We start from the raw sequence: 26,692 nt of genomic DNA on the forward strand, positions 1-26,692 counted from the left end.
TAGTTTAACGAAAATAATGCCAATTATTACTCTCCTTAGGTTAGTTCAGAATCAAATTAATACAATCACTTTGGACTTACAAACCAGATCATAATAATATATATTTGCCCCCATGGAAAAACGCGTTCTCTTAATGATCTTAGACGGTTGGGGTTTAGGTACCGATTCTACCGTTTCTGCCATTGATCATGCCAAAACTCCCGTAATCGATGCACTTTATAGTAAGTATGCTCATTCTAAATTAGAAGCTTCTGGTTTAGCGGTTGGTTTGCCGGCTGGCCAAATGGGGAATTCAGAAGTGGGTCATATGAATATTGGGGCTGGTAGAGTTGTTTACCAGGATTTGGTGAAGGTGAATAAGGCTGTGGAAGAAAACACTTTGGCGGATAACCCAACATTGAAATCTGCTTTAGACTACGCAAAAACGAATTCCAAGAAGGTTCATTTCTTAGGTTTACTTTCAGATGGTGGGGTTCATTCTCACATCAACCATTTAAAAGCCCTACTCAGCATTGCAGGCAATCAAGGTTTGAAAGATGTTTTTGTACATGCTTTTACTGATGGCCGAGATACTGACCCAAAAGGAGGTATAAAGTATATGGCAGACCTAGAGGCGCACATGGAAAAAACTACCGGAAAAGTAGCTTCTGTGATTGGTCGGTATTATGCCATGGACCGTGATAACCGCTGGGAAAGAATAAAACTGGCTTATGATGCCATGGTTAAAGGAGCTGGTGTAAATTCAGAAAATATATCTGAAAGCATAGCTAAATCATATATTGAAGGCGTTACCGATGAGTTTATTATTCCAATTATTCATACAGAAAATGGTGCTCCATTGGCTACAATTGAGGAAGATGATGTAGTCATCTACTTCAATTTCAGAACAGATAGAGGAAGGGAAATTACCCAAGCACTCACTCAGCGTGATTTTCCTGAACAGGAAATGAAAGCCATGAAACTTTACTTCGTTACCCTCACAAATTACGATGACTCATTCAGTGGTGTAAAGGTGATGTTTGATAAAGATAACTTGAAAAACACCTTAGGCGAGGTAATTTCCGAAGCAGGTAAAAAGCAAATCAGAATTGCTGAAACAGAGAAATACCCACATGTTACCTTCTTCTTTAGCGGTGGGCGTGAGGTTCCGTTTAAAGGTGAAAAAAGAATTTTATGTCCTTCGCCAAAAGTGGCCACTTACGATTTGCAACCAGAAATGAGTGCGAATGATATTAAGGACGAAATTGTAAAAGAGTTAGATAAAAGGGAAGTGGATTTTGTCTGTCTCAATTTTGCTAACCCTGATATGGTAGGGCATACTGGTGATTTTGATGCAGCTGTAAAAGCTTGCGAAACGGTAGATAAATGTGCTGGAGAAGTGATTGATTCAGCCTTGAAAAACGGATATACCACAATAGTAATTGCCGACCATGGTAATTCAGATATTATGGTAAACTCAGATGGTAGTCCAAATACTGCACATACAACGAACTTGGTTCCTTGTATTCTCGTTGACAAGGAATTGAAGCCTCAAATGAAAGATGGTAAATTGGGCGATTTAGCCCCAACCATTTTAACCTTAATGGGGCTTGAAATTCCAGAAGAAATGAGCGGAGATATACTCTTATGAAATTGAAAAATCTAGTGTTTTTACTTTCTCTAATGCTGTTTGGTTGTACAGTAGGCCAGAAGTCTGAACCCATACGAACAGGCACTTACTTTGACCTTGTCGAGTTATTAGACGAACAAATTGCTCAATTTGAAGTAGAGAAACCTGTTTTGACCAAGGAGCTTAATGTGAGCGGAGAAACGGATAGGGTAACAATTCAGTTAGATTCTGCAAAACAATGGAAAGAGGAGTTAGGGCTCTTTTATCAGGCCGACATCAATAAATTAGGCTTGGAAACTTCTTACACCACAGAAGAGCTTTCAACCGGGGTAAATACAAAAAAAGTGATTGATTCGGCCAAAAATGAAAGGCCAGCTGTTCGGTCAATTGAATATAATTATACTGACAACCAGTTGGTAAGCATTCGCATTATAATTAGAGACAAAAACCCAATCTATAAATTTGAAAAAGAGCTCAATCTCTATTTCCAAAATGAACAAGGAAAATCAATTTTGAGCTCTTTTACTATTTCTGGAGATCAGAACATGATCTTAAAAGATGAACTAAGTTATAGCCTAAAAGCTACAATTGGTAAATAGGTTACAAGCGGAACAGTGCCTCAAGTAGGCTTAGGTTCTCTTTCCCTTTCTTTACCAAGAACAAAGGAATATCACCACTTTCATAAACTAATTTTTCGGCAACACTACCAATTAAAAAGGCAGCTGCACTGGTACGTCCTTTTGATCCAAGAATGATTAAGTCTACACCTTTTTCCGAAGCGGTTTTATAAATTTTATCTGCTGGGTGCGGATCATCATCTAGGGCAAAGGTATGTTCAAACTTTACATCGCCAAGCTCCATTTTCTTGAAGAATTTCTCGGAATCCTTTTTAGTGTTCTCAAGCATTATTTCAGCGAATTCTTCATAATTCTTGCCTGATTTGTGGTAACCAGTTGGAACTCTATAAATGTGGTTACTCATTAGCATGGCACCCGTTTGCTGTTGAATTCCCATGCCTATTTCAAAAGCCATTTGAGAATGCTCTGAATAATCAATTGGGATTAATATTTTATTAAGTTCAAGTTTTGGGTTTTCTGGCACATAAATTACTGAAGAAGGTGAGCTCTTCGCGATTTTGCTTGAATTCAAGCCTGCATTAGAGCGGTGATGCTTTCGGCCCAAAATCATAAGGTCAATTACTTTGACTTTGGCCATTTTTAGCACTTCTTCAGTCACTTTTCCTGTAGCTACTTTTATTTGGACATCGCAACCTTCTGGACAAACAAAACTCTCCTGCACTTTAGCATTTATTTCATGCTCAAGCGTTTCGTCTAGTGGTGCAACTAGGTCAGGGTATTTCTCTTGAATCTCTGCAGGTAGCTCTAATGATTCAGCTACATGCAAAAAGTAAACAGAATTAATTTCAAAAACGCGTGCTATCATTGACGCATATTGGATAAGGCCTTTATCCATTTCGGTTAGGTCTAAACAGACCATCATTCTCTGAAACTTGCTTAAATCGTACATCTTTAATCAGGAAATTTGTTGATGTAATTTATTGAAATAATTAGCCCATACCCACGTATTTGAGGTTTTTTTGATAAGGTTTTATTTATGGTTGGTGATTGGTATCAACATGCCTAACTTCGTGCGCTTTTAAAAAGGTAAAAGGTTTGGCAAATACACAGTTTTTAGAGAAGATGAAAGAGCGATGGAATCTCAATTCGCTCATTCAGGTGGTTTTAGTGTTGGTTGTATTTTCACTTACAGGTACATCTGTTGTGTTTTTAAAGCCATATGTTTTTCAGCTTTTTGGTATTGAAAGCCTTACAGGCATTAAAGGCGTTTTTTTATATCTGCTCTTAATTCCACCCTTGTATCAAATTCTGCTCTTATTTTATGGAACCCTGCTAGGCCAGTTTAGTTTTTTTTGGAAGTGGGAGAAGAAGACATTCAATTCAATAGGAAAACTTTTTAGAAAGAGAAAAAAGAAAGTTTAACACTTTGAGGCCTATCTGCCCAATAAATAAGGAACTTAAAATTTGGATGTAGCATTCTACTTTCTAATAACTATCTTTATTACGTGGACAATCATATTAAAGAACTTTTAAGAGATCACGCCTTAAGGCTTACACAAGGTAGGGCAGATGTTATTGATGTTTTTCTAAATCATCAAGTGGCCGTTTCTCATTCTGATATTGAGCTGGCTGTAGATGGAAAGTACGATAGGGTTACAATTTATAGAACTCTGAAATCTTTTTTAGACAAAGGGTTAATTCATAAAATACTCGATGACAAAGGTGGAATTCGCTATGCACTCTGTGCCGATACTTGCTCTGAAGGAAGTCATCAGCATAATCACATTCATTTTAAATGTAATAAATGCGAACAAACCACTTGTTTGGAGCATGTTGAAATTCCGGTAGTGAAATTACCTCGAGGCTTTACGGGCGAAGAAAGTAATTTTTTAATTACGGGTATTTGTGATAAATGTAAGCAGCAGTAATTAGTATGTTTTTTCGGGCTTTCGTTTTTTCACCAGCGGAGAGTCGGGCCAAACTACACCAGGAGGTAAATCAATATGTGGAGGTATAAACTCACTTACGCCTCCTTCATCATCATCTGTGCCATTATTCACCTTTCTCCTTTTCATAAGCTGAAATATCAAATACGTAAGAATCACGTAAGTGAGGCCGCTTAAAATTAGATCGAAGTAAATACTATTCATTTCTAAACATCAGAGAAATGAAGTTACAAAATGTTTCTACACAAAATCAATAATGCTGCAGCCTTTCCTGCTTTACATTTAACCTAATGGGTAAAGAAAATAAGCCAAATAACAAATAGTATTGGTAAGAGAATAGGTATAGAATACCTTAATATATAGCCAAAGAATGAAGGCATATGAATCCCCATTTGTTCAGCAATAGACTTTACCATAAAGTTAGGGCCATTACCTATGTAGGTCATAGCTCCGAAGAACACCGCACCAAGTGAGATGGCGATTAATTTAGATACAGAGTCATCATAAACACCTCCTACTGCATAATCATGTACATTACTGATTACTGCAATATCGCCCCCTTGCGAAGCCATAGCTGCTGCCAAGAAGTTTAAGTAAGTAGGCGCGTTATCTAGAAATCCAGAAAGAATTCCTGTTCCCCAGTACAAGGTGTTGTGCGTAATAAGAGCAGTACCTGTTTCTGACTGAGCAAACTCACTTACCAGAGCTAATGCTGGCATCATTGTACCGAAAATTCCAATAAAGATAAAGGCGACTTCACGAATTGGTTCAAAATTGAATTCATTTCCTTTAATGGCTCGTTTGTCGGCAAATCGGTAAGATAGAAAGCCCACAGTGAACATTATCAATTCGCGAATAAACGAGAACTTCTGGCCGTGATAGTGAATGGCAGGAACGCCTTCAATTACGTTTGGATCAATAAAAACAGAAGCAATAATAATGGCTAGCCAAATAAAGTTTCTGGAACCAAGAATAGTAGTTTTATTAGTGAAGGTTGAAATCTCTTCTAAGTCTTCATCAGTATTACGTTTATCAAAAATGTAGAACACTATTGATAACAGACCTAAAGCAGTTGCCCAAGGGATAATATTATGTTCAAGTGTCCAACCAAAAGGTACACCTTTCAAAAAGCCAAGGAATAAGGGAGGGTCACCAATAGGGGTTAAAGCTCCACCCACATTACTTACCATAAAAATAAAGAATATGATATGGTATGGCTGAATTCTGCCTTTATTCAAACGAACAAAGGGTCTAATCAAAAGCATTGATGCTCCTGTGGTACCAATAAGGTTAGAAATAACAGCACCAATGAGTAATAGGCCTACATTGGTGATAGGAGTGGCTTTTTTATCCACATCAATCATTATTCCACCAGAAGCAATGTATAACGAAGACAGCAAAGCTATAAACTGCACGTATTCGGCAAGTGCATGTACAGGATGATTTACATCACCAACCCCAAACAAATAATACAAAACGACAATTGCGGCCAATGAAACCGCAATAATGGGGTAGTTCTTATGCCAAAAATGCTCGTAAAATAATGGGCCTGTGGCAATCATTATCAGTAACAAGGCAAATGGAATTACTGACCAACCCGCTGGAGATACATGCTCTTCGTCAGAAGATGCATCAGCAGAATCGTCAATTGAAACCGCTGGCAGTTCTTCTGTGGTTATAGCAGTAACTGAAATTTCAGGCTCAAGCCCATTCATAGTTTCAGTTTTGGCTATAAAAACCATAAACAACATGCACAATGTTAGTAGTAGTCTGTTTTTCATTAAAGTCGCTGTGTGTCGCTAAAGTATACTTCTGATTCGAGAATACAAATTCACTTTGTAGATTTTGGGCTAAGATAAGCATTAGTGGTAAAACCAATGTTAATCAAAAATCAAATTCTAGTGGACAAAGGAAATGTTCAACTCGATATTTAAAATTCTTAAACTTATGAGGCAATGTGCTCTAAGCTGGCTCTAAAGTTTAAACAAGCCTTTACTTATTTCTAGGCTCAATTTTAGATGATTGTGTGATTGACCAAAGGATATTTATTCGAAAGGCAAAAATAAAAATCAGTAGGTTAATCAATCAATCCCGTGACTATTCTTTATGAATGCCAATGGTGTAGCCTTACGCAATAGCTGTTCTATAGGTTATGAAAAATTATTACCGAAGAAAATTCTATGGGGTGATCGGATAAGCTATACTGTATTTGGTTAAAATTAAGTGTAACAAAAAATTGTCACGACCAATTTATTCAACTAACTTTATAGTCGATCCTCTGCGATAAGTTCTAAAAGTTGCTTAGTACGCTCGGTGTTTTGCGGTTAGTTTTAGCGATTTGAAAGACTATTAAAAGGTGTTTGTAAGTCTGCCTGAGTGATGAACTGAGGCTATTTTCACAATTTTGGTTAAAAATGCCTGATTTTAAGGTGATTATTGATATCCCTTTTTATAAAGGTTTGAATCTAAAAGAAAAGCTGACATATTTGTAACCCTCAAATTAGTGCTCGTTGGACTGAATGTGTTTAGGTTAAGCAATGCTCAAAAATATCATTAAATATTCGGCCCTTTTAGGGGCATTTTTATTCTGTGCTCCTCTTAAGGCGCAGTTTACTCAAAGTTCTTATTCTGCTTTTGGAATAGGTGACATAAACTGGGGCGGTTACTCCCAAAATGCGGGAATGGGAGGTTTCGGCATTAGTTACAACAACAGGTTTTATGTAAACAACCTCAACCCTGCTCTGATTGCCTCTAACTATGACGCAGTCTTTCAGATAGAGGCTTCTTTTGATTCAAGAACCTATAACAATGGCGACAAGAGCTATAGCTCGTTTACGGGTGGATTCAAAGATTTTGGATTTTCATTACCCATTAAATATGGTAAATGGAATATGGCCTTAGGAATAAGCCCTTATACATCTGTTAGTTATGGTATTCTTCAAACCACTACTGGGCCAGATAATACAACCTTGTTATCTCAATTGGATGGTAACGGTGGCATAGACGAGGCTTTCATGACTCATGCGCTGAGACTTGGGGATTTTATGATAGGCCTTAAAACCTCATACTTATTTGGTTCTATCGAAAGAGACACCGAATACCTTCTAACGGGTATTCCAGCAATTACCTTTAGTAGTACGATTTATAATGAAAGAAGAAGTTTCTCGGATGTTACAGCCAATGTTGGTTTGGCTTATAAACTGAAGTTTAACGAAAGGCAGTCACTGAATTTTGGAGCGTTCTATAATTTAGAGGCCAATATTAGAAGTAGAAATCTAACTAGATTAGAGAGCCAAGATATTAACGGAAATGTTCTCTCGAGTGATACCCTTAAGAATAACATTGATTCAAAAATCTCTATTCCTCAACGCATTGGTTTTGGTATCTCATATGAAAAATCACAGAGGTTTGCAGTCGGGATTGATATACAAACTCAAGCATGGAGTCAGTACTTGAATGAATCTGGCCAAACAGGTTCTGAATTCGGAGATGCCTTTAGAATTGCCGTTGGTGGAGAATTATTACCAAACTACGAAGTTTCAAAGGCTGGCCCCAGAATAACCTATAGATTCGGGGTTCATTACGAGAGGACTCCTTACTTAGTCAATTCACAAGAGGTAAACGACTTTGGTATAAATTTTGGAACGTCATTACCGCTGAGCGGAATATGGGGTGTTTCAAACGTAAACTTAGGAGCTACCTTTGGAAATAGAGGTAACGTAACCGATGGGTTAATAAGAGAAAACTACCTTAAGTTGAGCATTGGATTTAGCTTGCAAGACCAGACATGGTTTGCAAGACAAAAGTATAATTAAACTACAGTATTATGAGAATTAAATTTTTATTGACCTTGATCATTATTACCTCTGGGTACTCTGCTATGGCTCAATTCAAATGGCCAGAAGACCCAGAAAAAAGAAGTGATGCACAAACAAAATGGACTTTGTTTAGCGATACCGAAAAGGCGGGTAATTATGATGCCGCTAAAGGTCATCTGGAATATATTTTAGAGAATTACCCTGAATTAAGTGAGTCAACTTATATTAAAGGAATCGCGATTTGGGACGAATCATGGGAAAATGGTAAAACTGAGGCTGAAAAAGAAGCAGCGGCAGCTAAAGTAATGTCATTATATGATATGCGCTTTGAAACCTACCCTGAGTCAAAGAAAGACAACATAGGTCGTCAGGCTATTTCTGCTTACAAGTATTATATTAAGGATGCCGATAAAACGAAATATCTTCTAGACTTATTTAAACTCACTTATGAGCTTGAAGGTAATGAAGGCTTCTATTCAACTGGGCGTTACTACATGCAAACTGCCGTTTTAGGTTATGCACGTGACATTGGTCTTACTGATGATCAGCTTATTGAAATCTACAATACATGTACTGAGCACATTGATTATCAAATTCAAAAGGCAAAAAGCCAGAATAAGAGCACCAAAAGTATGGATGCGGTAAAAGAGTTTGTTGATAAAAAATTAGCAGACCTTAACCTAATCGACTGTAATTTCATTGTAGAAAAACTTGTTCCAGAATTTAAGGCAAATCCTAACGATGAAGAGCTTGCAAACAAAATATTTGTTTATGCATTCAATGGCGGATGTACAGATGCCGATTGGTTTATTGATGCCGCTAAAACGGTATTAGAAACTAAACCTCAATATGGTATTGCTAACATGCTTGGCTCAACTTATCTTAAAGAAAAAGATTATGTGAACGCTAAAGTATACTACGAAAAGGCCATAGAAATTGCTGAAGATAACACTGACAAGGGTAAAGCTATGAAGCAGATTGTTTTAATGGAGCGCCTTGAAGGAAATAAAGCTGAAGCTAGAAAAATTGCCATTGCTGCTGTTGAAATTGACCCAACTTTGAAAGAAGAAATGTACACCTTGATTGGTGATATGGTGTGGCAAAGTAATGAGTGTAATCAAGAGAAGAGCCAAGTAAATGATAGAGCTAGATATATTGTTGCCTACGATTATTATATTAAAGGAGGTAATCAACTGAAAGCAAGTCAAGCAAAGGCACAATTCCCAAGTGGTGGAGAAATTTTCACCGAAGGTAAAGAAGTAGGAGACTCCGTTACTGTTGGCTGCTGGATACAGCAAACCGTTAAATTACAGAAAAGACCCGATCAGCAGTAGTTGATTTCTAAATAATAATAAAGGCGGTCTTCTCTATTCGGGAAGACCGTTTTTCATATCATGAGATTGAAAAAGTTTATACCACTTTTGTTCATTATGGCTTTTACGGCCTGTTTTTCTGAGCCAAAAAAATTGGCCGAAATGGAAGAGTATGACGGCCCTATTCTAGAGTCTGAATTTGTTGAAATCATTATGACTGAAGGTTCCATTCGAAAATTGGGAATCAAAGGGAATAAACAACTAACTTTCTCCAATGGAGATTTAGAGTTTCCAGAAACCATAAGGATTGATTTTTTTGATAGCGAGGGCGACACAACTTCAGTGCTTACGGCTTTGGAAGGTTTTTATGATGCAAAAACAAAACTTTATAGAGCCAATGGCGATGTAGTAGTTAGAAACCTAAAGGAAAATCAAACACTGAAAACCGAAGAGTTATTTTGGAATCCAAACACAGAAAGAATTTATACGGATCAGTTTTTTATTGTAACAACAGAAACGGAACTGATTCAAGGGACAGGCATGGACGCCCCTCAAGATTTTTCCGAGTTTTCAGTAACAAACCCAAAGGATTCGGAATTCGAAATTAAAGAGACAAATGAAAACAACTAGTGGCACCATAATCTTTTCACTTTGTGTAGTCACATTTGTGATTGGAGTTCATCAAACAATGACCTATGGCATTGCCTATTCCTATTTTATTTTTATGATATCAGTAGGTCTATTATTTTTATACAGATATAGGAAGTCTAAACACAAAGAACAGGAAGAACAAGCCAAACCAGCACCTAAGCGGAAAAAGAAAAATTAATGGACTACTACCAAATTACGGTTATCATCATTACCCTGATTTTTTCAGCATTTTTTTCTGGAACTGAAATCGCGTTTGTAACCTCCAGCAAGCTCCAAATAGAGCTTCAGAGTAAAAAAGGCTCGCTTAGTGGTAAAATATTGGTGTTTTTTACTCAGAAGCCCTCGAGACTTATCAATACCGCATTGGTGGGAAATACAATTGCCTTAGTTATTTACGGCTACTTCATGGCTTTAATTTTAGAACCTCTCATCATGCGGGTTTTGCCAGAGTATTTAAATAATCCTGGCGCTGTTCTTCTTATTCAAACCGTATTATCAACCCTGTTGGTTTTGTTTACTGCAGAATTCACTCCAAAAAGCATATTTCTAATTAATCCCAACCGATTATTGAGCATACTTTCGGTACCAATTATGCTCATTTTCATAATCATGTTTCCGTTGGTTTGGGTAATTGAGCAAATGTCTCGTTTTATCATAGTTTATGTTCTAAGACAGAAATTCTCTGAAGATCGCCCAGTTTTTGGACTTACCGATTTGCGCTCATACATCCAGCGCAATACTCATAAAGACATTAAAGAATCCAAAGTAGAATTGGATACTAAAATCTTCAACAATGCCCTTGAATTCAAAACCGTTAAAGTGAGAGAATGTATGATTCCTCGAACAGATATTGCTGCGGTGGAATTAGAGGATTCTATTGAAGATTTAAAAAACGAATTCATAGAAAGCGGGCACTCTAAAGTTTTAGTGTACCGAAATAATATAGATGAAGTGATTGGCTATTGCCACGCTCTAGCCTTATTTAAAAAGCCTCAGGATATAGAGAGTATTCTTACTCCAATAATAATTGTACCCGAAACAATGCTCGTGAATGAACTTATGATTCAGTTTATTCAAGAAAGAAAGAGCTTGGCCCTCGTTGTCGATGAATTTGGTGGAACTTCTGGCTTGGTAAGCTTAGAAGATGTAATCGAAGAAATTTTTGGTGAGATCCAAGATGAACACGATGATGAAGACTGGGTAGAGCAACAACTTGACGAGAATAATTATCTTTTTAGTGCTCGTCATGAGGTTGATTACTTGAACGAAAAGTATGATTTCAACATACCAGAAGGCGATTACGATACGCTAGGAGGCTTTATCCTGTCGATTACTGAGAATATTCCTCAAGTAAATGAGACCATTTCTGTTCCTCCGTTTAAAATAAAAATAGTGGCAATGGAAGATGCTAGGATTGATAGTGTAATGCTCAGCATCCTGCCAGACAGAGAAGACTGATTAACAGGGCTTTTTGTCTGTATTTTCTTTTGCTAATAGGTCATAAATCAATTATGTTTGCGGCTATTTCAATTAATAAGTACAAATGGCAATAATTAACACGCTTCGTGAAAAGATGGGACGACTTTTGGTAGTCGTAGTTGGAGCATCGATTTTAGCTTTCGTTTTAACCGATGTTTTAAGTAGTAGGTCGTCCATTCTGGGTAGTGATAAGCAAGAAGTTGGAGAGATTTCTGGAGAATCAATCAGTCAGCAAGAATATGCTAACCTAGTAGAAAGCATCAAACAAAATTACATGGCTCAATACGGTATTAACCCGAATGAGTTCTTAATGCAAACCATTAGAGATCAAGCTTGGGAGCAGTTAATTGCTCAAATTGCTTATACAAAACGTTTCGATAAGGCTGGCATTGCGGTTTCTGGCGATGAAAGAATCGACATGGTGCAAGGCAAGAATATTTCGCCTCAAGTATTACAGCAATTTGCAGACCCTCAAACAGGAGAGTTAGATCGTCAATTTTTGAACCAAGTTTTGGTGAATAGCGATTTAGACCCACAATCTAGACTTAGATGGCAATTGTTTGAGAACAGTTTGGCTGAAAACAGACGAATGACGAAGTATCAGAACTTAATTCTGAAAACCAACTATGTGACTTTGGCTGAAGCACAGCAGGAGTATATGGAACAAGAAGGTGGAATCACTTTGGATTACCTTTACATTCCTTTCTTAGCGGTAGATGACAACCAAATTACTGAAGTTACGGATGCCGATTTACAAGCTTATTTGAACGAGCATAAAGATGAATACACAGTAGAAGAAAGCCGTTCAATCGACTATATTTCTTTCCCGGTGATTCCATCAGCTGCGGATAGTGCCTATTATACTGAAGAACTGAATCTCCTTAGAGCTCAACTCGAAACAGGAGATAATGATTCTACTTTAGCCGTAATTAATACAGAGCAAGGTATTGGATTCGGTACTTTTGACCCATCAGCTCTTCCAGATGATGTTGTTAATAACCTTTCCAACCTTAAAAAGGGTGATGTAATTGGCCCTAAATTATCAAACGGAATTTATACACTTTTCAAATTATCTGATATAGTTAAAAGTGATGCCGAGTTTGTAAGAGTAAGCCACATCTTATTAAGAACAGAGGGAATGTCGGCAACAGAAAAAGCTCAAGTAAAAGCCAAAGCAGAAGGTATTTTACGTCAGGCTAGAAATGGTGCAGATTTCGCTCAGTTAGCAATCGAAAACTCTGAAGATTCTTCAGGCCCTTCTGGAGGAGACTTAGGATGGTACAGAAAAGGAGGAGACGCACAAGGTCAGTGGGCTGAACCATTTGAAAATGCTGCTTTCTCTGTAAATCGCGAAGGTGTAATTAATCGTGTGGTTGAAAGTGATTTCGGTTACCATATTATGAATGTAACTGGTGCACCAAGTAACAACCGTTATAAGGTTGCTATGATTCTTAAGGAATTAACGCCATCAGACGAAACGATTGATGTTGCATATCAGAAAGCAGGGCAGTTTGTTTTGGAAACTGATTCTTACGATGAGTTTGTAAACAATGCATCTGCAAACGGTTATTCTGTTTTCAGTGGAAATAACATTAACTCTAATAGCTCTAGCATTGGTAGACTACAAAATGCTCGTCAAATTGTGACTTGGTTGTACGGAGAGGCTTCAGTTGGAGATGTTAAAGACTTCGACCTAGGAGAAGAATATGTTGTAGCAGTTTACAGAGCCAAAGTAGAAGCTGGTACTGCAAAACTTACCGATAGTGGTGTGAGAAGTCAAATTAAGCTTAAGGTTGAAAACGCTAAGAAAGCGAAATACATCACTGATAAAATTGCATCAGCATCAGGTTCATTGTCAGATATGGCCGCTTCATTTGACGCCATAGCGCAAGTTTATACTGATACTGAAGTGAAATTAAGTTCTAATTCTTTACCAAACGTAGGAGTTGCCCCTGCTGCGGTAGGTACAGCTTTCGCTCTTAAAAATGTTGGAGATAGATCTAAAGCTATTACAACCGATGTTGGAGTTGTTATTATGGAGCTGAAATCGAAAAATGCCCCAGCGGCCATTACTGATTACACAACTTATGTTAATCAAATTCAACAAAGAGCATTAAATAACGCCCAATTGAAGATGAATCAATCGATCAGAGAAAAGGCTGAAATTTTAGACAAACGTTATAAATTTTACTAAAAATATTAAATCGGCCTTCGGGCCGATTTTTTTTTGACTCTTCCTGCCTTAACTTAGCATGATGCAAAAGTTTACTTCAGAGAATTTTAAAGAAAAACTAGAAAGTACCCTTAATTTTCCAGCGTTATATATGTTTAAGTTTATTGTGGAAGAAGAAAAGCAAAATGAAGTAAAAAAGCTTTTCCCGGGCCACGACCTTAAAGCAAAAGCCTCTAGTAAGGGAAAATACGTGAGCATCACGGCTCAAGTCATGATGCCCTCTAGCGATGCTATTATTGAAGTTTATCTTGAAGCTGCAAAAATTGAGGGAATTATAGCTCTGTAATTGTGAGATCATTGTCTTACATATTGCTCATTCTTCTAGTTTGGTCCTGCTCCAGTCGGCCAAAAGAACAAAGTGTAGATTCTACTACTGAGAAAGAGGAATTGGTGCCAGAAGCTTTAGATGAAAGTCAGGATTTACAAGAAGACAAAGAAAGGACAGAGTGGCAAAACCCTGAGTTCGTAGTTAATTTATTGGGCGATTTAACCGATAAAACTGTAGCCGATGTTGGGGCTGGATCTGGTTACTTCACTTTTAAGATTGCTAGAAAAGCCAAGAAGGTAATAGCTTTAGATATCGACCCAAATTCGTTAGAATATATTCAAAACCAGAAGTCCATTGTAGGCAAGTGGGCCGATAATATAGATACCCGTTTAACTCCTGCAGATGTGCCTAATTTGTTAGATAATGAGGCTGATATCGTATTGATAGTAAATACTTACGCCTATATTCCGAATAAAGACCAATATTTGAGCCGGTTAAAAAAGGGAATAAAGAAAGACGGTTCTTTGGTGATTATTGATTTTAAGAATGGCGATATACCCGTAGGCCCTTCAGATGAGGCCAAGGTTCCGAGTAGAAGATTAGAACAATCCTTACAAAAAGCTGGTTTCTCAGGTATTAAAACGGACATTAAAAGTCTAGAATATCAGTACATCATTACAGCTAAAAATTAAGATATGTGGGAAGAGAAGAACAATAAACTCGTTCGAAAATTTGAGTTTGATGACTTTATAGAGGCTTTCGGCTTTATGACCAAGGTGGCTATTTGCGCTGAAAAAATGAATCACCACCCAAATTGGTCGAACGTTTATAATACGGTTACTATTGAGCTAACCACACACGATGCTGGCAATACCGTTACTGAAAAGGACCGTGAATTGGCAAGCAAAATTGACCAGTTAATTTGAATTGGATGTCTGAGGTTGCTTTGTATCTTGTACCAACCCCAATTGGAAACCTTGAAGACATTACTTTAAGGGCTTTAAGAATATTGAATGAGGTGGATGTTATCTTAGCAGAAGATACGCGTACTTCTGGCAAACTATTAAAGCACCATAATATTACTAAGCCGCTTCAGAGCTACCATATCTTCAATGAACACAAAACGGTAGAAAAACTGATTAGCAGAATGGAATCAGGTGAAAAGTTTGCACTGGTTTCTGATGCAGGAACTCCTTCTATTTCAGACCCTGGTTTTTTACTTGTAAGAGAGTTGTTAAAGGCTGGTTTAGAAGTTAATTGTTTGCCGGGAGCAACGGCTTTTGTACCCGCCTTGGTTAATTCAGGATTGCCATCTGAGCGTTTTGTTTTCGAAGGCTTTTTGCCTCATAAAAAGGGAAGGCAGACACGGTTAATGAAATTGGCCGAAGAAGAGCGAACCATTATACTTTATGAATCGCCTCACCGATTGATTAAATGTTTAGAACAGCTGAAAGAACATTTGGGTGATAGAAAAGCCTCTGTATCTAGAGAAATCTCGAAGATGTTTGAGGAAACGGTTCGAGGCACGTTATCAGAACTAGTGGCTCATTTTACAGCTAAGGGAGTAAAAGGCGAATTTGTGGTTTTGGTAGAAGGAAAGAGCTAATTTTTATATTAGCCTCCGCACCCAATATTCCTTTTAAAGGAAACATCTTTAGGAATTCCGCCAAAATCGAAAGCATCATTTTCAATACTTTCTTCATTTTTTTCAAGGGGCTTATCCTCCTTTTTCGTTATCTTTTTTGACTTTTTCTTGACCTTAACTTTTTTTTCTTTCATAATTTTATAACCAAAGTCTCCGGTTTAAAATTCCAAAATTGTATAGCTTAGATGTATGTTGAATTTCTTTTCTAAAATTATTCAAAAGCAATTCGATCCAGTAGATAATTCTCCGCTCGTTTTATTTCGGATGATTTTTGGTTTTCTAATCTTCGCAGAAACTTTTGGAGCAATACTTACAGGTTGGGTAAGGCAGGCACTGATTGAACCTGAGTTTACGTTTACACTTATTGGTTTAGAATGGCTCCAACCTCTTCCAGGTAGCGGAATGTACGTGTATTTTGGCTTAATGGCCATTTGTGGCCTTTGTGTCATGGTGGGCTATCGTTATAGGCTTACGCTCAGCATCTTTACTGTTCTATGGACGCTGGTGTATTGGATGCAGAAATCTTTCTACAATAATCATTACTACCTGCTGATCCTCTTGTGTTTATTTATGTTATGTGTTCCAGCCCATGCCTATGCTTCTTTCGATGCGAAAAGATGGAACTCTGTGGTAAGCACGACCTGTCCTAGGTGGTGTATCAGCATTTTTATAATACAGCTCTGGATTGTATTCACGTATGCCGCCTTAAACAAGCTGTACCCCGGTTGGCTCGAAGGACATTTTATTCAAGTGGCTATGAGCTCTAAAAGAGGCTATTGGTTAATAGGTGATCTTTTGCAAGAACAATGGCTTCAAAAAACGGTAATTATAGGAGGTGTAGTCTTCGATCTTCTAATTGTTTATTTTTTGCTCTGGAAGAAAACAAGAGTAGTGGCATTTATTGTTTCAATTGGTTTTCATTTATTCAATGCAGTAGTATTTCAAATTGGTATTTTCCCTTTTATGATGATTGGGCTCACAGTGTTTTTTTTCAACCCAGAAACCATCAGAAAGACCTTTTTCCCAAGGAAAACATTAATTGCACTTTCAAATAATGAACAAACAAAACTTAAGGCGGGTAGGTTAGCCTTGGCAGTGGCTTTTGCCATTTATTTTGGTTTTCAAATTTATCTTCCTTTACGTCATCACCTATATAAAGGTGATGTCTTTTGGACCGAAGAAGGGCATAGGCTTGCTTGGAGAATGATGCTGAGAGTGAAATACGGAAGCTTGTCTTTTGACATCAAGCATCCTGAAAGCAATAGAACATGGCAGGTAAATCCTAAAGAGTTTTTTACATCTAAGCAAGTAGCAGCTGCGGCATCAAAGCCAGACATGATTTTGCAAATGACCCGATGGATGAAAAAGCATTATGCTAAAGAAGGAATTACTGGAATTGAAGTTTATGCTAACACTAGTGTTTCTTTGAATGGAAGTAGCCGGCAAGTAATTATTGACCCTGAAGTGGATCTAGCCAAAGTAAAATGGCAACCGTTTAAACATTCTGAGTGGATTCTGAGCCCAGAATAAGTTTTTCTTTACCTCTGCTAAAATAGATTAACCTAAAAGGCATCAGTATTTTGTTATCATCGTTGACTCTAGTAAATTGCGGCTGTTTATATTTAATCTAAATAAGCATAGAGCCGTGAGAAGTCTAGCAGAGTTAAAGAAAAACGAGAGAGGAATTATAAATGGGTTTAAAGATGACTCTCTTTCCGTAAAACTAATCGAAATGGGCTGTCTGCCTGGTACAGAGGTTTCTGTAGATCTGATAGCTCCGTTTGGCGACCCGATTGCTATTGGTGTTTCTGGTTACTGCTTATCGCTCAGAAAAGATGAAGCGGCCTGTATCATGATTGAAGATTAGCACATGGCAAGCACAGACCGAATTAAAATTGCACTGGTTGGAAATCCTAATTCTGGAAAAACCACACTTTTCAACTTACTTACTGGGCTAAATCAAAAAACAGGCAACTTTCCTGGAGTTACGGTAGATAAAAAATCTGGGTTCTCTAAACTTCCTGATGGCACTACGGCCGAAATCATTGACCTTCCTGGTACTTACAGTATCTATCCGAAAACATTAGACGAACAGATCGTTCAAGACATTCTGCTCGACCCAGAGCATTCACAATACCCAGACAAGGTTATTGTAGTTACCGATGCCTCAAATCTAAAAAGAAACCTACTCCTTTTTACTCAAATCAGAGATTTGGGTATTCCTTTGGTTTTAGTGTTGAATATGATAGATGTGGCTCAGTTGAAAAAACTGAATATCGATTTAAGAGGCCTTTCCATTGATTTAGGAGTTAAGATAATCCCTACAAACTCTCATTCTGGAGATGGAATTGCAGCTTTAAAAGAAGCTCTCACTCAGCCTTTAGTAAAAAGTAAAAGGCCGTTCTACGATATTTATGATTTAGCGCCTAAAACCATAGACGCAATAAAAACCGAATTTGACCTCACCGAAAATTACCGTGCTTATCAATATGCGCAGCAGTCGGTAAGGTTGAATTTCTTGAATGACAAAGAGAAGGAAAGAATTGCTAAAATTAAGGATGAGAATGGCTTTTATGATGTTCCAACTCAATCACAAGAAACTTTAGGTCGGTACCAATTCATTTCCGATATCGTAGATCGTAATGTAAAGAACTCTCGCGATCCACTTAAGAAATCGGTAAGCCAGAAAATAGATAGGGTAGTAACCCATCCTGTTTTTGGTTACCTCATTTTCTTTACGGTGCTTATGCTTATTTTTCAAGCCATTTTTGCTTGGGCAGAAGGGCCTATGAACCTTATTGAAGGGTCTATTGCTGAATTTAGCGGTTGGGTAAAGGGTATTCTTCCAGAAGGAATTTTATCTGACTTGCTCACAGATGGCGTTTTAGCAGGGCTTGCTGGCGTACTCGTATTTATACCTCAAATTGCTATTCTTTTTGCATTTATAGCGCTGCTAGAAGAAAGCGGCTATATGTCGAGAGCAGTTTTTCTTATGGATAAACTGATGAGAAAAGTAGGGCTAAATGGTAAATCTGTGGTGCCATTAATAAGCGGAATGGCCTGTGCAATTCCGGCAATCATGGCAACAAGAAACATTGAAAGTTGGAAAGATAGGCTCATCACAATTTTTGTAACCCCATTTATGAGCTGTTCGGCTAGGTTACCAGTTTATGCCATTTTAATTGGTTTGGTAGTTCCTGAACAACAAGTTTTGGGCATATTCAATCTTCAAGGTTTGGTGCTTCAAGCGCTCTATTTACTTGGGTTTTTAGCAGCAATTGGTTCGGCATATGTAATGAAGCTTATTTTAAAAGCTGGCCAGAAATCATATTTCATTATGGAACTGCCGGGCTATAAAATTCCAAGCTGGAAAAATATTGGGCTCACGATTTATGACAAGAGTAAAACTTTTGTGCTTGAGGCTGGAAAAATAATCATCGCTATTTCTATTGTATTATGGGTGTTGGCATCTTATGGTTTCAACGATAATTTCCGAAATGCGGAAGAAAACGTTAGGCAGCAGGTAGGAGAAAACGCTTCTCAAGAAGAGTATGAAGTAGCACTAAGTTCTTATAAACTCGAACATTCTGTAGCTGGCTCGTTTGGTAAAATTATAGAGCCTGCAATTCGTCCGCTTGGCTATGATTGGAAAATAGGAATTGCCCTGATCACGTCATTTGCAGCGCGAGAAGTTTTTGTAGGTACCATGTCTACGATATATAGTATTGGTGCCAGCGATGACGATGAAGTAACGATTAGGGAAAGGTTGAGAGAAGAGAAAAACCCTGAAACTGGCGGCCCCATGTATACCCCTGCCGTTGCATTTTCTTTAATGGTTTTCTATGCCTTTGCTATGCAATGTATGAGTACTTTGGCTATAGTGTATAGAGAAACTAAAGGGTGGAAATGGCCAATAATTCAAACGGTATATATGACGGCAGTGGCTTATATATCGGCATTTATTACCTATAATATTTTCTCTTAAACGGGTAACTGCCAAGCTTATTGGTCTGATTCTTTTGGCCTAAAGTTTAACGGTAGCTTTACCGAAAAACCACCCCATGTCCACCAGCCGAGGTACAGGGCAGCTCGCTTACTACTAAAATAGCCGGGGTAGGCAATTAATGGTTGTTTTTCTTGAAACAGAATTACTGACTTTTGAAACAGCGGTACATCACTGATATCCATGCCTACTACTTGGTAACTTGTTAGGCTTTGATCATTACTTAATGAAATGGTAGACCTTGACTTCTGGTCAGTGTATTTATAGTTTCCACTTTTAGATTTACTTCTGAAAAGCTTTTTATATTCTTCATCTTCATAATCTTTTGTGTAGGTAATTTCTATGTCAGAAGAGGTTATCAACTTATACTCTAGCTCTTTTTCAGCCGGCTCAAGTTTTATGATTTCTGAAATTTTGGCAGGGTTTAAAGGTGTGCTGTATTCTGAAGTTACCGAGTCGAACTGAACCGTATTTACTAAAAACCCTTCTTCTGCAACTCTGCCTTCTATTAATGAATTCAAAAAATGATTTACAGACCCCAAATAGGCCTTTTCTCTAGCTGCTTCCCATTTACTATTTTGTTTTCTAGATTTTGGTTCAAGCTCTGTAAATTGAGCCTTTCCAATATAAGTTTTAGTGCCATTTATAAAAGTAAATTCTTCCAGCATATAGCTAATAGAATAGCCTAAGGCGTAATTCTCTATATATAGTTTGTCGTTAGCTGTTACCTCATAATTATTTAATGAATCCAGTATAAAGAAATCAAGCACTTCAGGATTCACAATTCTACAATCTTTAGCATTGTTATCTCTTCCTAAAAAGTCTTCTTCAAACCTTTTCAAGAGTCTCCGATCACTTTTTCGCTGCTTTCTGGTCTTGTTGGCCGAGACTTCAACAGGTTCTAAAGCCACTTCGTCAACATTCATTTCAATAATAAACCGATTGTTTTCTAAGGGCTGCGAATAGTTGAAAGGAATTGTCTTGGCTTGATAACCCACGTAGGAAACTACTAGGTTAAAGGCTATATAGGGGATATTACGAATTTCAAAATAGCCTTCTCTATTTGTGGGAACTCCAAAGGTGCTATTATCGATAAATACGTTGGCATAGGGAAGGGGAGCTTGTGTTTCGGCATCAAGTACCTGCCCCTTTATTGTTCGGTCTGTGGAGGGCTGTTTAAGGATTACTACCGTTCCGTTGACCTCTCTGTAATATAGATTGGCTTTTGATAGAATGTCATCTAAAATCGACCGTAAGGATACACTATCATACGTCACCGAAAATTTATCCATTTTCGGAATGATCATAGTATTGTACGAAAAATTGATTTGCGTCTGACGATTCAATTGACGTAAAGCCGCACTAAGCGTTACGTTGTCAAATTCAACAACGTATTGAAAGTCTAAAATAGAATTAGACTTGTCTTGAGCTTGTGCATTAATACACCAAAATGCGTAGATGGAAACCAGAAATCCCCTGAGCATGCAACAATTTAATGATAGCAGGCCTTTCCGTCTAATTTTATTTGATTTTCTTTAAAGGAAACGAGCTTTACTTCTGGGAAGGTGGCTACAATAGTCTTAATTACGTCTTCAATAGTAGCTCCTTGAAAAGTTGAAGTTAGAGGGCAAGCGCCAATGGCTTCATTATAGTCAACTTCTACCCAGTAAGTGTCTTCTAAATCTTTGAATACTTCACTTAAAGGAGTGTCATCGTATTCAAGTTTTCTTGTCCACCAACCGCTAAAGTTAGTGTCTTTCATTTCCTTCTTCTGTAGTACTTTTCCTGTTTTATCAAGTTTGGCACTTTGTCCTTTGGCTACTTGTTCTTTGGCTCCTGTAATTGTTGAAGAAAATTCCACCAAGCCTTCAGTAACATCCAACTCTACACCATCTTCAGCATCGGTTGTTAAATTGAAACTAGTGCCTAAAACTTTTACTGTACTGTTTCCTGCTTCTATTATAAAGGGTTTTTTTTCATCTCGAACAATGTCAAAATTTGCCTCTCCGCTTAAAATCACATTGCGATTGCTGTCTCCAAAATTCTTTGAAAGGGTAAGTTTAGCATTAGCGTTTAATTTTACTAATGACCCATCAGGTAATGTAAATTCTTTGATTCCATGGGGTACTGAGGCTAATTCTGTACCTTCAGCTTCTTGGTTCAGGGTAGAGTTATAAATGAAATAACCAGCAACAGCGAGTACCAACAAAGTGGCGGCAACTTTTAAGAAACTAAAGTTAGTCTTTTGAATTTTTACAACCTTAGTCTCTTTTGTGCGTTCGTTTACTTTATTCCATGCGGTATCCGCATTGAAGATTGTGTTATCCTCATTGCTTGTTAAATCAAGCACTTTAGCATAGGCCTCTAAATCGAGTCTAAGCTTTTCATCTTGAATCAATTGCGATTCAAAATCGGCTCGTTCGCTAGTGTTTAGTTCATTGGCCAAGTATTTGGCCACTAACTCTTCCATCATTTCCTTCTTTCTGTCAGTTAATGTAACAACCCTGACAATTTATTCCCCTATAACAAAACTACAATAGGCAGAAAAAAAACCAGATAATCTTGAAGTTGGGTTCTTAATAACTTAAGTGCTTTCCCCATATGTACCTCAACAGTCTTTTTTGATATATGTAGTTCTTCTGCAATTTCATGGTATTTTAAGCCTTCCTCTCTACTCATTCTAAATACTTTTTGACATTGAGGTGGTAAACCCTCAATTGCGTCATCGATTCTTTTTTGTAGTTCAAAATCGGGCTGATGACTTACATAACTTTGGATGCTGATTTCTATAGAATCTTGCTTATTATTTACATATTTATTGACCACCTTTTCATGCTTAATATAATTAAGGGCAGTGTTATAAGCGGCTCTAAACAAGTATGATTTGAAGTTGATGTCTTCTTTAAGCATCTCTCGTTTTTCCCATAGGTTTACGAAAGTACTCTGTACAATTTCTTCGCAGGTGTCTTCATCACGAAGAATTCTAAATACATACCTACAAGCACCATTGTAATGCTCTTTAAATAGATGCTCAAAAGCTCGTCTATCGCCATTGGCAAATGCAGCAAGAAGTTGATTTTCGTTTAACGACACTCTTTAAGATTTCAGCAGCGTTGAAGATAAAAAGAAAAAACAAATTCCAATGAATTCACGTGTTTGCATACTAATTAATTGATGTTTTTTGTAGAAGTGTAAACTGTGGTGTCTATGTTTGAACATAAATACGCCTGAATGGTAAGATTGGTTTTTTATTCCCATTATTTTATCCAAAGCCGCATTTAAACCGCTAATTAACAAAATGGAAAAAATTTTTAACGAGAGGGCAGAGCAGTTTAGGCTTAGTCTGGATAAACTAAAGAAACGATCACTTTCACTGGCATGGCTTAGGGTATCTTCTTTCTTTGGAGCAATCATTCTAATCACCTTGTTTGCAAATGCTAAAATTACGCAAGGTATAACAGCAACCATTGTGGTTTTTATTCTGCTGTTTTTCTATTTGCTGAAAAAGCATCTTGCAGTAAAGAAACAACTAGATTTTACCGAAGCTCTGTTTAAAGTGAATGAGGAAGAACTTCAAAGGTTAGAAATGAAACTTGGGACCTTAGATGATGGAGCTGAGTTTATTAATCCACTTCATGAATACCATATTGACCTAGACGTTTTTGGCAGGCATTCACTTTTTCAATTAATCAATCGTGCATCAACTGCTTTCGGTAGAGTAACTATGGCAAATTGGCTTAGCACACCTGCCAATAAAGGTGAAATACTTCTGAGACAAGAGGCCGCTAAAGAAGTAGCACCATTAGTAGACTGGAGACAAAATATTCAGGCAAGCGGAAGAGCATTTAATGAAGAAAAGGCAAACATTGAGCCGTTACTTTCTTGGATAAAAGAGCCTAATATTCTGTTAACAAAAGCGTTTTACCGACTTGCAATTTTTATTTTTCCACTACTGTCTGTCACTTGTATTGTACTTTCTTCGATTGGCGTTGCCCCAATCGGACTTCCTATTTTGGCGGTTTTCATCAATATTGGTGTTTTAGCCACGGTATTTAAATATGCGGGAGATGTATTTCAGAAAACCATTTTCAGTAATAAAATATTGAAGGCCTACGAAGCCCAAATTGCTTGGATTGAAAAACAAGAACTGACCTCGCCATTAATGAAGCAATTGAAGGCGAAGCTTCAAACCGATGGTAAAGATGCTTCGGTAGTGATAAATCAGCTTCAGTTTATTTTAGATAACCTGCACAATCGTGCTAATATGATGTATCAGATATTCAATGCGCTCTTTACGTTAGATATCTATTGGTTGATCCAGGCAGAAAAATGGAGGGAAAAAACCAAAGAAGATGTACAATCTTGGTTTGAGGCCATTGGTGAAATTGAAGCCGTGAATAGCCTTGGCGCATACTATTTTTCAAACCCTACTGCTGTTTTTCCTACCATTGAAACAGAACCATTTGTGATTAGAGCCACTCAAATGGGTCATCCTATGCTAAACGCTAAAAAGAGGGTGAGCAATGATTTTGATTTCTCTGGAAAGGGTGGAATCTGTTTAATTACGGGTTCGAACATGAGTGGGAAAAGTACATTTTTAAGAACTGTGGGTGTAAATTCAGTTATGGCACTAATGGGCGCGCCAGTTTGTGCCGAATCCATGAATATTTCTAAACTTCAGGTGTTTACCAGCATGCGTACTCAAGATGATTTGGAAGAAAGCGTTTCTTCTTTTTATGCTGAATTGAAAAGATTGAAGCAGCTTCTGGGTTCTATCAACACAGAAATTCCTACACTTTTTATGATTGATGAGGTTTTAAAAGGAACCAATTCAGAAGACCGACATACTGGAGCCATTGCGCTGATAAGGCAACTAAATAAATCATACGCTTTTGGTTTTGTTTCCACACATGATTTAACGCTTGGTAAAATAACTACAGAGCTTCAAGGCATTAAGAATTACAGCTTTAATAGTGTGATTGAAAATGACGATATCATATTTGATTATACACTTACTCCAGGCCTTTGCAAAAGCTTTAACGCAACTAAGCTCATGCAAAAAATGGGAATAGAAATTATTGATTAAATTTGCCCGCATTCCATTAAAAGCAAGCATGTCGGTATTTGATTCTAATTTCAAAATAGGAGTTTTAGGAGGAGGTCAGTTGGGTCGAATGATGATTCAGTCAGCCATAGATTTCAACTTTAATGTGCACGTATTAGACCCAGACGCAAACGCGCCTTGTAAAGAAATTGCCACTTCGTTTACACACGGAAAACTCACTGATTTTGATACAGTTTACAGTTTTGGGAAAGACAAAGATGTAATTACCATCGAGATTGAAAATGTAAATACCGAAGCTTTGAAGCAATTGGCCAAAGAGGGTAAAAAGGTGTTTCCGCAGCCTGAGGCAATTGAGTTGATTCAAAACAAGACACTTCAGAAAAGATTTTACAAAGAAAACGGAATACCTACAGCCGACTTTATTGAAACTCAATCTAAAGCCGATGTAGCAAAACACACAGACTTCCTTCCTTTTGTAAACAAACTGGCCACTGGTGGTTACGATGGCCGAGGAGTGCAAGTTATTCGTACCGAAGAGGCATTAGAGAAAGCTTTTGATGCCCCTGGTTTTGTTGAAAAGCTTATTCCTTTCGAAAAGGAAATAGCGGTGATCGCTGCTAGGAATGAAAAGGGTGAAATAACCTGTTTTCCAACGGTTGAAATGGTTTTTCACCCAGAATTGAACCTTGTTGAATACCTATTTTCTCCGGCCATTGTGAGCCAAAGTATTGAAACCAAAGCACAAGAAATTGCCAAAACATTAATCAGTAAACTGAACATGGTAGGTCTGCTGGCCATTGAAATGTTTTTGACAAAAGAGGGAGATATATTGGTGAATGAAATAGCCCCACGAACTCATAATAGCGGTCATCAAACTATTGAAGGCAACGTGACTTCTCAATTTGAACAACACCTAAGAGCCATTTTAAATTTGCCTTTGGGTAGCACCAAAATTGTACAGCCCGCAGCAATGGTAAACCTTTTAGGTGAAGATGGCTATGAAGGGCCTGCAAAGTATGAGGGAATGGAAAACGTACTAAGCCAAGAAGGCATCCATGTACACCTTTATGGAAAAAGAATTACCAAACCTCACCGCAAAATGGGGCATGCTACAGTTACCGCAAGTAGCATAGAAGATTTGAATGAAAAAGTTAATTTCGTAAAAGCAGAATTAAAGATAAAAGCATGAGCAAGGCATTAGTGGGAATCATCATGGGTAGTCAGTCGGATTTACGTGTAATGTCTGATGCGGCTTCTGTTTTAGAAGAGTTAGGTGTACCTTTTGAGGTAACCATAGTTTCTGCACATCGCACACCACATAGAATGGTTGAATATGCTGAAAAAGCCATTGAAAACGGTCTTAAGGTAATTATTGCTGGTGCTGGTGGGGCAGCGCATTTGCCGGGTATGGTGGCTTCATTAACTACATTGCCTGTAATTGGTGTGCCTGTAAAATCAAGTAACTCTATTGATGGTTGGGATTCAGTGCTTTCTATTTTACAGATGCCAGGGGGAGTACCTGTTGCAACTGTTGCGCTTGATGGTGCAAAAAATGCAGGAATTCTGGCAGCTCAAATCGTGGGTACTTTTAACGAAAAGGTGGCTGAAAACCTGAAGTCGTACAAAACAGAAATGCGTAAAAAAGTAGAAGACAGCGTAGAAGAGTTAGCGACTAAAGGCTGGAAAAAATAGAGCCAATGCCTAGGCTTAGGTGTAACTTCTTTCTCGTCTCACTCAGATTTTATATTTCAAATTCTAACTCGTTCATGCCTGAATATTGAAAATCGAACCAATATTCATATTCTGAATACTGAATGCAGTCCTCTAAAACTTGATCGGGCAAATTAAGCCTAACAAAACTTGTTTGTGGCAACCATTCCCTAAGTCTCAAAGCCTGATCAAAAGGCAATCTCGAAACCTGAATATATCCAGTGCCTAAGTCGATGTGGGGATACGCTTTCATTTGAGTGCAAGTCTAAACAATTCTAACACGTTTAACTTAATCTTCTGTTTATCAGATTGTTAATTTTGTGTATCTAAAACAACAAGTCGCTCGTAACTCAAGCGACTTATTGTTAAGATGA

At 37.7% G+C, this 26,692-nt stretch carries 28 protein-coding genes; 20 read left to right on the forward strand and 8 right to left on the reverse strand.

Annotated features, from left to right (window positions below):
• Nucleotides 1-112: 112 nt before the first annotated feature.
• Both gpmI and AWW67_RS09540 read left to right on the forward strand, forming a co-directional pair.
• Complete coding sequence (gpmI, locus tag AWW67_RS09535) at nucleotides 113-1,630, forward strand: 2,3-bisphosphoglycerate-independent phosphoglycerate mutase (protein WP_062301395.1); 1,518 nt, start codon at nucleotides 113-115, stop codon at nucleotides 1,628-1,630.
• Nucleotides 1,627-2,208, forward strand: a complete 582-nt coding sequence (locus AWW67_RS09540) for a hypothetical protein (protein WP_062301397.1) — start codon at nucleotides 1,627-1,629, stop codon at nucleotides 2,206-2,208. The genes gpmI and AWW67_RS09540 overlap by 4 nt, the downstream gene beginning before the upstream one ends.
• Before the next feature lies 1 nt (nucleotide 2,209).
• Here the strand turns inward: AWW67_RS09540 and AWW67_RS09545 are convergent, their stop codons facing one another.
• A complete protein-coding gene (locus AWW67_RS09545; protein ID WP_062301399.1) occupies nucleotides 2,210-3,136 on the reverse strand; it encodes a universal stress protein in 927 nt (308 codons plus the stop codon).
• A gap of 146 nt (nucleotides 3,137-3,282) precedes the next feature.
• Between AWW67_RS09545 and AWW67_RS09550 the strand changes: the two genes are divergently transcribed.
• Together AWW67_RS09550 and AWW67_RS09555 are read left to right on the forward strand one after the other, a co-directional pair.
• Nucleotides 3,283-3,609 carry a DUF6787 family protein gene (locus AWW67_RS09550; RefSeq protein WP_245620807.1) on the forward strand — a complete coding sequence of 109 codons (327 nt, stop codon included), beginning with the start codon at nucleotides 3,283-3,285 and terminating at the stop codon, nucleotides 3,607-3,609.
• An 83-nt stretch (nucleotides 3,610-3,692) separates the two neighbouring features.
• The gene (locus tag AWW67_RS09555) at nucleotides 3,693-4,115 is read left to right on the forward strand and encodes a Fur family transcriptional regulator (RefSeq protein WP_062301401.1); all 423 of its coding nucleotides are present in this window, start codon (nucleotides 3,693-3,695) and stop codon (nucleotides 4,113-4,115) included.
• On the opposite strand, the gene AWW67_RS09560 is transcribed toward AWW67_RS09555, so the two are convergent.
• Together AWW67_RS09560 and AWW67_RS09565 are read right to left on the reverse strand one after the other, a co-directional pair.
• A complete protein-coding gene (locus AWW67_RS09560) occupies nucleotides 4,116-4,262 on the reverse strand; it encodes a hypothetical protein (protein WP_260311397.1) in 147 nt (48 codons plus the stop codon).
• A 158-nt stretch (nucleotides 4,263-4,420) separates the two neighbouring features.
• Nucleotides 4,421-5,914: a sodium:proton antiporter gene (locus tag AWW67_RS09565; RefSeq protein ID WP_062301404.1), complete on the reverse strand. Its 1,494-nt coding sequence runs from the start codon at nucleotides 5,912-5,914 to the stop codon at nucleotides 4,421-4,423.
• A gap of 756 nt (nucleotides 5,915-6,670) precedes the next feature.
• On the opposite strand from AWW67_RS09565, the gene bamG reads away from it, so the two are divergent.
• The 10 genes from bamG (at nucleotide 6,671) to rsmI (ending at nucleotide 15,501) form a co-directional block, all read left to right on the forward strand.
• Nucleotides 6,671-7,948, forward strand: a complete 1,278-nt coding sequence (gene bamG, locus AWW67_RS09570) for a BamG family beta-barrel-assembly machinery protein (RefSeq protein WP_053223928.1) — start codon at nucleotides 6,671-6,673, stop codon at nucleotides 7,946-7,948.
• Nucleotides 7,949-7,959: 11 nt separating this feature from the next.
• Nucleotides 7,960-9,285, forward strand: coding sequence for a tetratricopeptide repeat protein (locus AWW67_RS09575; RefSeq protein ID WP_053223929.1), 1,326 nt, complete (start codon nucleotides 7,960-7,962; stop codon nucleotides 9,283-9,285).
• 66 nt (nucleotides 9,286-9,351) lie between these two features.
• Nucleotides 9,352-9,894, forward strand: a complete 543-nt coding sequence (gene lptC / locus AWW67_RS09580) for an LPS export ABC transporter periplasmic protein LptC (RefSeq protein WP_176700023.1) — start codon at nucleotides 9,352-9,354, stop codon at nucleotides 9,892-9,894.
• Nucleotides 9,881-10,093 carry a hypothetical protein gene (locus tag AWW67_RS09585; RefSeq protein WP_062301408.1) on the forward strand — a complete coding sequence of 71 codons (213 nt, stop codon included), beginning with the start codon at nucleotides 9,881-9,883 and terminating at the stop codon, nucleotides 10,091-10,093. Before lptC ends, AWW67_RS09585 begins: the two co-directional genes overlap by 14 nt.
• On the forward strand, nucleotides 10,093-11,373 hold the full coding sequence (locus tag AWW67_RS09590; protein ID WP_053223932.1) for a hemolysin family protein: 1,281 nt from the start codon (nucleotides 10,093-10,095) through the stop codon (nucleotides 11,371-11,373). The genes AWW67_RS09585 and AWW67_RS09590 overlap by 1 nt, the downstream gene beginning before the upstream one ends.
• Nucleotides 11,374-11,458: 85 nt before the next feature.
• On the forward strand, nucleotides 11,459-13,588 hold the full coding sequence (locus tag AWW67_RS09595; RefSeq protein WP_062301410.1) for a peptidylprolyl isomerase: 2,130 nt from the start codon (nucleotides 11,459-11,461) through the stop codon (nucleotides 13,586-13,588).
• 58 nt (nucleotides 13,589-13,646) lie between these two features.
• A complete protein-coding gene (locus tag AWW67_RS09600; protein ID WP_053223934.1) occupies nucleotides 13,647-13,913 on the forward strand; it encodes a DUF493 family protein in 267 nt (88 codons plus the stop codon).
• Between the two features lie 11 nt (nucleotides 13,914-13,924).
• Nucleotides 13,925-14,587, forward strand: a complete 663-nt coding sequence (locus tag AWW67_RS09605; protein WP_176700024.1) for a class I SAM-dependent methyltransferase — start codon at nucleotides 13,925-13,927, stop codon at nucleotides 14,585-14,587.
• A 3-nt stretch (nucleotides 14,588-14,590) separates the two neighbouring features.
• Nucleotides 14,591-14,821 (forward strand): 4a-hydroxytetrahydrobiopterin dehydratase, encoded by a 231-nt coding sequence (locus AWW67_RS09610; protein ID WP_062301413.1) that lies wholly within the window; start codon nucleotides 14,591-14,593, stop codon nucleotides 14,819-14,821.
• Nucleotides 14,822-14,826: 5 nt separating this feature from the next.
• Nucleotides 14,827-15,501, forward strand: coding sequence for a 16S rRNA (cytidine(1402)-2'-O)-methyltransferase (rsmI, locus tag AWW67_RS09615; RefSeq protein ID WP_062301415.1), 675 nt, complete (start codon nucleotides 14,827-14,829; stop codon nucleotides 15,499-15,501).
• Between the two features lie 8 nt (nucleotides 15,502-15,509).
• Here the strand turns inward: rsmI and AWW67_RS19020 are convergent, their stop codons facing one another.
• Nucleotides 15,510-15,674, reverse strand: a complete 165-nt coding sequence (locus tag AWW67_RS19020) for a hypothetical protein (protein ID WP_176700025.1) — start codon at nucleotides 15,672-15,674, stop codon at nucleotides 15,510-15,512.
• Nucleotides 15,675-15,729: 55 nt separating this feature from the next.
• On the opposite strand from AWW67_RS19020, the gene AWW67_RS09620 reads away from it, so the two are divergent.
• The 3 genes from AWW67_RS09620 (at nucleotide 15,730) to feoB (ending at nucleotide 19,525) form a co-directional block, all read left to right on the forward strand.
• Nucleotides 15,730-17,070 (forward strand): HTTM domain-containing protein, encoded by a 1,341-nt coding sequence (locus AWW67_RS09620; protein ID WP_053223938.1) that lies wholly within the window; start codon nucleotides 15,730-15,732, stop codon nucleotides 17,068-17,070.
• Nucleotides 17,071-17,185: 115 nt separating this feature from the next.
• Nucleotides 17,186-17,407: a FeoA family protein gene (locus AWW67_RS09625; protein ID WP_245620809.1), complete on the forward strand. Its 222-nt coding sequence runs from the start codon at nucleotides 17,186-17,188 to the stop codon at nucleotides 17,405-17,407.
• A 3-nt stretch (nucleotides 17,408-17,410) separates the two neighbouring features.
• Nucleotides 17,411-19,525, forward strand: coding sequence for a ferrous iron transport protein B (gene feoB, locus AWW67_RS09630; RefSeq protein WP_062301417.1), 2,115 nt, complete (start codon nucleotides 17,411-17,413; stop codon nucleotides 19,523-19,525).
• Between the two features lie 17 nt (nucleotides 19,526-19,542).
• On the opposite strand, the gene AWW67_RS09635 is transcribed toward feoB, so the two are convergent.
• From AWW67_RS09635 to AWW67_RS09645, 3 genes are read right to left on the reverse strand one after another with little or no spacing between them, the layout of a single operon-like run.
• Nucleotides 19,543-21,027 (reverse strand): carboxypeptidase-like regulatory domain-containing protein, encoded by a 1,485-nt coding sequence (locus AWW67_RS09635; protein ID WP_053223940.1) that lies wholly within the window; start codon nucleotides 21,025-21,027, stop codon nucleotides 19,543-19,545.
• Nucleotides 21,028-21,035: 8 nt separating this feature from the next.
• Nucleotides 21,036-22,016, reverse strand: a complete 981-nt coding sequence (locus AWW67_RS09640) for a FecR family protein (protein WP_082794006.1) — start codon at nucleotides 22,014-22,016, stop codon at nucleotides 21,036-21,038.
• Between the two features lie 47 nt (nucleotides 22,017-22,063).
• The gene (locus AWW67_RS09645; RefSeq protein ID WP_062301421.1) at nucleotides 22,064-22,636 is read right to left on the reverse strand and encodes an RNA polymerase sigma-70 factor; all 573 of its coding nucleotides are present in this window, start codon (nucleotides 22,634-22,636) and stop codon (nucleotides 22,064-22,066) included.
• A gap of 205 nt (nucleotides 22,637-22,841) precedes the next feature.
• Between AWW67_RS09645 and AWW67_RS09650 the strand changes: the two genes are divergently transcribed.
• Genes AWW67_RS09650 through purE form a run of 3 tightly spaced genes read left to right on the forward strand, consistent with a single transcriptional unit; the run spans nucleotide 22,842 to nucleotide 26,300 of the window.
• Nucleotides 22,842-24,629, forward strand: coding sequence for a MutS-related protein (locus tag AWW67_RS09650; protein WP_062301423.1), 1,788 nt, complete (start codon nucleotides 22,842-22,844; stop codon nucleotides 24,627-24,629).
• Nucleotides 24,630-24,657: 28 nt separating this feature from the next.
• Nucleotides 24,658-25,797, forward strand: a complete 1,140-nt coding sequence (locus tag AWW67_RS09655) for a 5-(carboxyamino)imidazole ribonucleotide synthase (RefSeq protein WP_062301425.1) — start codon at nucleotides 24,658-24,660, stop codon at nucleotides 25,795-25,797.
• Nucleotides 25,794-26,300, forward strand: coding sequence for a 5-(carboxyamino)imidazole ribonucleotide mutase (purE, locus tag AWW67_RS09660; protein WP_062301427.1), 507 nt, complete (start codon nucleotides 25,794-25,796; stop codon nucleotides 26,298-26,300). The genes AWW67_RS09655 and purE overlap by 4 nt, the downstream gene beginning before the upstream one ends.
• A 49-nt stretch (nucleotides 26,301-26,349) precedes the next feature.
• Here the strand turns inward: purE and AWW67_RS09665 are convergent, their stop codons facing one another.
• Nucleotides 26,350-26,571 (reverse strand): hypothetical protein, encoded by a 222-nt coding sequence (locus tag AWW67_RS09665; protein WP_053223946.1) that lies wholly within the window; start codon nucleotides 26,569-26,571, stop codon nucleotides 26,350-26,352.
• Nucleotides 26,572-26,692 lie beyond the last annotated feature (121 nt).

The sequence above is a fragment of the Roseivirga seohaensis genome (genome assembly GCF_001592945.1).
Classification (GTDB): Bacteria; Bacteroidota; Bacteroidia; order Cytophagales; family Cyclobacteriaceae; genus Roseivirga; species Roseivirga seohaensis.

What these genes read in the sequence shown, in the direction of transcription:
- AWW67_RS09585 (WP_062301408.1), top strand. Translation starts at nt 9,881, where the DNA reads ATGAAAACAACTAGTGGCACCATAATCTTTTCACTTTGTGTAGTCACA.
- AWW67_RS09655 (WP_062301425.1), top strand. Translation starts at nt 24,658, where the DNA reads ATGTCGGTATTTGATTCTAATTTCAAAATAGGAGTTTTAGGAGGAGGT.
- feoB (WP_062301417.1), top strand. Translation starts at nt 17,411, where the DNA reads ATGGCAAGCACAGACCGAATTAAAATTGCACTGGTTGGAAATCCTAAT.
- AWW67_RS09600 (WP_053223934.1), top strand. Translation starts at nt 13,647, where the DNA reads ATGATGCAAAAGTTTACTTCAGAGAATTTTAAAGAAAAACTAGAAAGT.
- AWW67_RS09665 (WP_053223946.1), bottom strand. Translation starts at nt 26,571, where the DNA reads ATGAAAGCGTATCCCCACATCGACTTAGGCACTGGATATATTCAGGTT.
- gpmI (WP_062301395.1), top strand. Translation starts at nt 113, where the DNA reads ATGGAAAAACGCGTTCTCTTAATGATCTTAGACGGTTGGGGTTTAGGT.
- AWW67_RS09640 (WP_082794006.1), bottom strand. Translation starts at nt 22,016, where the DNA reads ATGATGGAAGAGTTAGTGGCCAAATACTTGGCCAATGAACTAAACACT.
- AWW67_RS09575 (WP_053223929.1), top strand. Translation starts at nt 7,960, where the DNA reads ATGAGAATTAAATTTTTATTGACCTTGATCATTATTACCTCTGGGTAC.
- AWW67_RS09635 (WP_053223940.1), bottom strand. Translation starts at nt 21,027, where the DNA reads ATGCTCAGGGGATTTCTGGTTTCCATCTACGCATTTTGGTGTATTAAT.
- bamG (WP_053223928.1), top strand. Translation starts at nt 6,671, where the DNA reads ATGCTCAAAAATATCATTAAATATTCGGCCCTTTTAGGGGCATTTTTA.
- AWW67_RS09590 (WP_053223932.1), top strand. Translation starts at nt 10,093, where the DNA reads ATGGACTACTACCAAATTACGGTTATCATCATTACCCTGATTTTTTCA.
- purE (WP_062301427.1), top strand. Translation starts at nt 25,794, where the DNA reads ATGAGCAAGGCATTAGTGGGAATCATCATGGGTAGTCAGTCGGATTTA.
- AWW67_RS09650 (WP_062301423.1), top strand. Translation starts at nt 22,842, where the DNA reads ATGGAAAAAATTTTTAACGAGAGGGCAGAGCAGTTTAGGCTTAGTCTG.
- AWW67_RS09595 (WP_062301410.1), top strand. Translation starts at nt 11,459, where the DNA reads ATGGCAATAATTAACACGCTTCGTGAAAAGATGGGACGACTTTTGGTA.
- AWW67_RS09565 (WP_062301404.1), bottom strand. Translation starts at nt 5,914, where the DNA reads ATGAAAAACAGACTACTACTAACATTGTGCATGTTGTTTATGGTTTTT.
- AWW67_RS19020 (WP_176700025.1), bottom strand. Translation starts at nt 15,674, where the DNA reads ATGAAAGAAAAAAAAGTTAAGGTCAAGAAAAAGTCAAAAAAGATAACG.
- AWW67_RS09545 (WP_062301399.1), bottom strand. Translation starts at nt 3,136, where the DNA reads ATGTACGATTTAAGCAAGTTTCAGAGAATGATGGTCTGTTTAGACCTA.
- AWW67_RS09620 (WP_053223938.1), top strand. Translation starts at nt 15,730, where the DNA reads ATGTTGAATTTCTTTTCTAAAATTATTCAAAAGCAATTCGATCCAGTA.
- AWW67_RS09610 (WP_062301413.1), top strand. Translation starts at nt 14,591, where the DNA reads ATGTGGGAAGAGAAGAACAATAAACTCGTTCGAAAATTTGAGTTTGAT.
- AWW67_RS09540 (WP_062301397.1), top strand. Translation starts at nt 1,627, where the DNA reads ATGAAATTGAAAAATCTAGTGTTTTTACTTTCTCTAATGCTGTTTGGT.
- AWW67_RS09560 (WP_260311397.1), bottom strand. Translation starts at nt 4,262, where the DNA reads ATGAAAAGGAGAAAGGTGAATAATGGCACAGATGATGATGAAGGAGGC.
- rsmI (WP_062301415.1), top strand. Translation starts at nt 14,827, where the DNA reads ATGTCTGAGGTTGCTTTGTATCTTGTACCAACCCCAATTGGAAACCTT.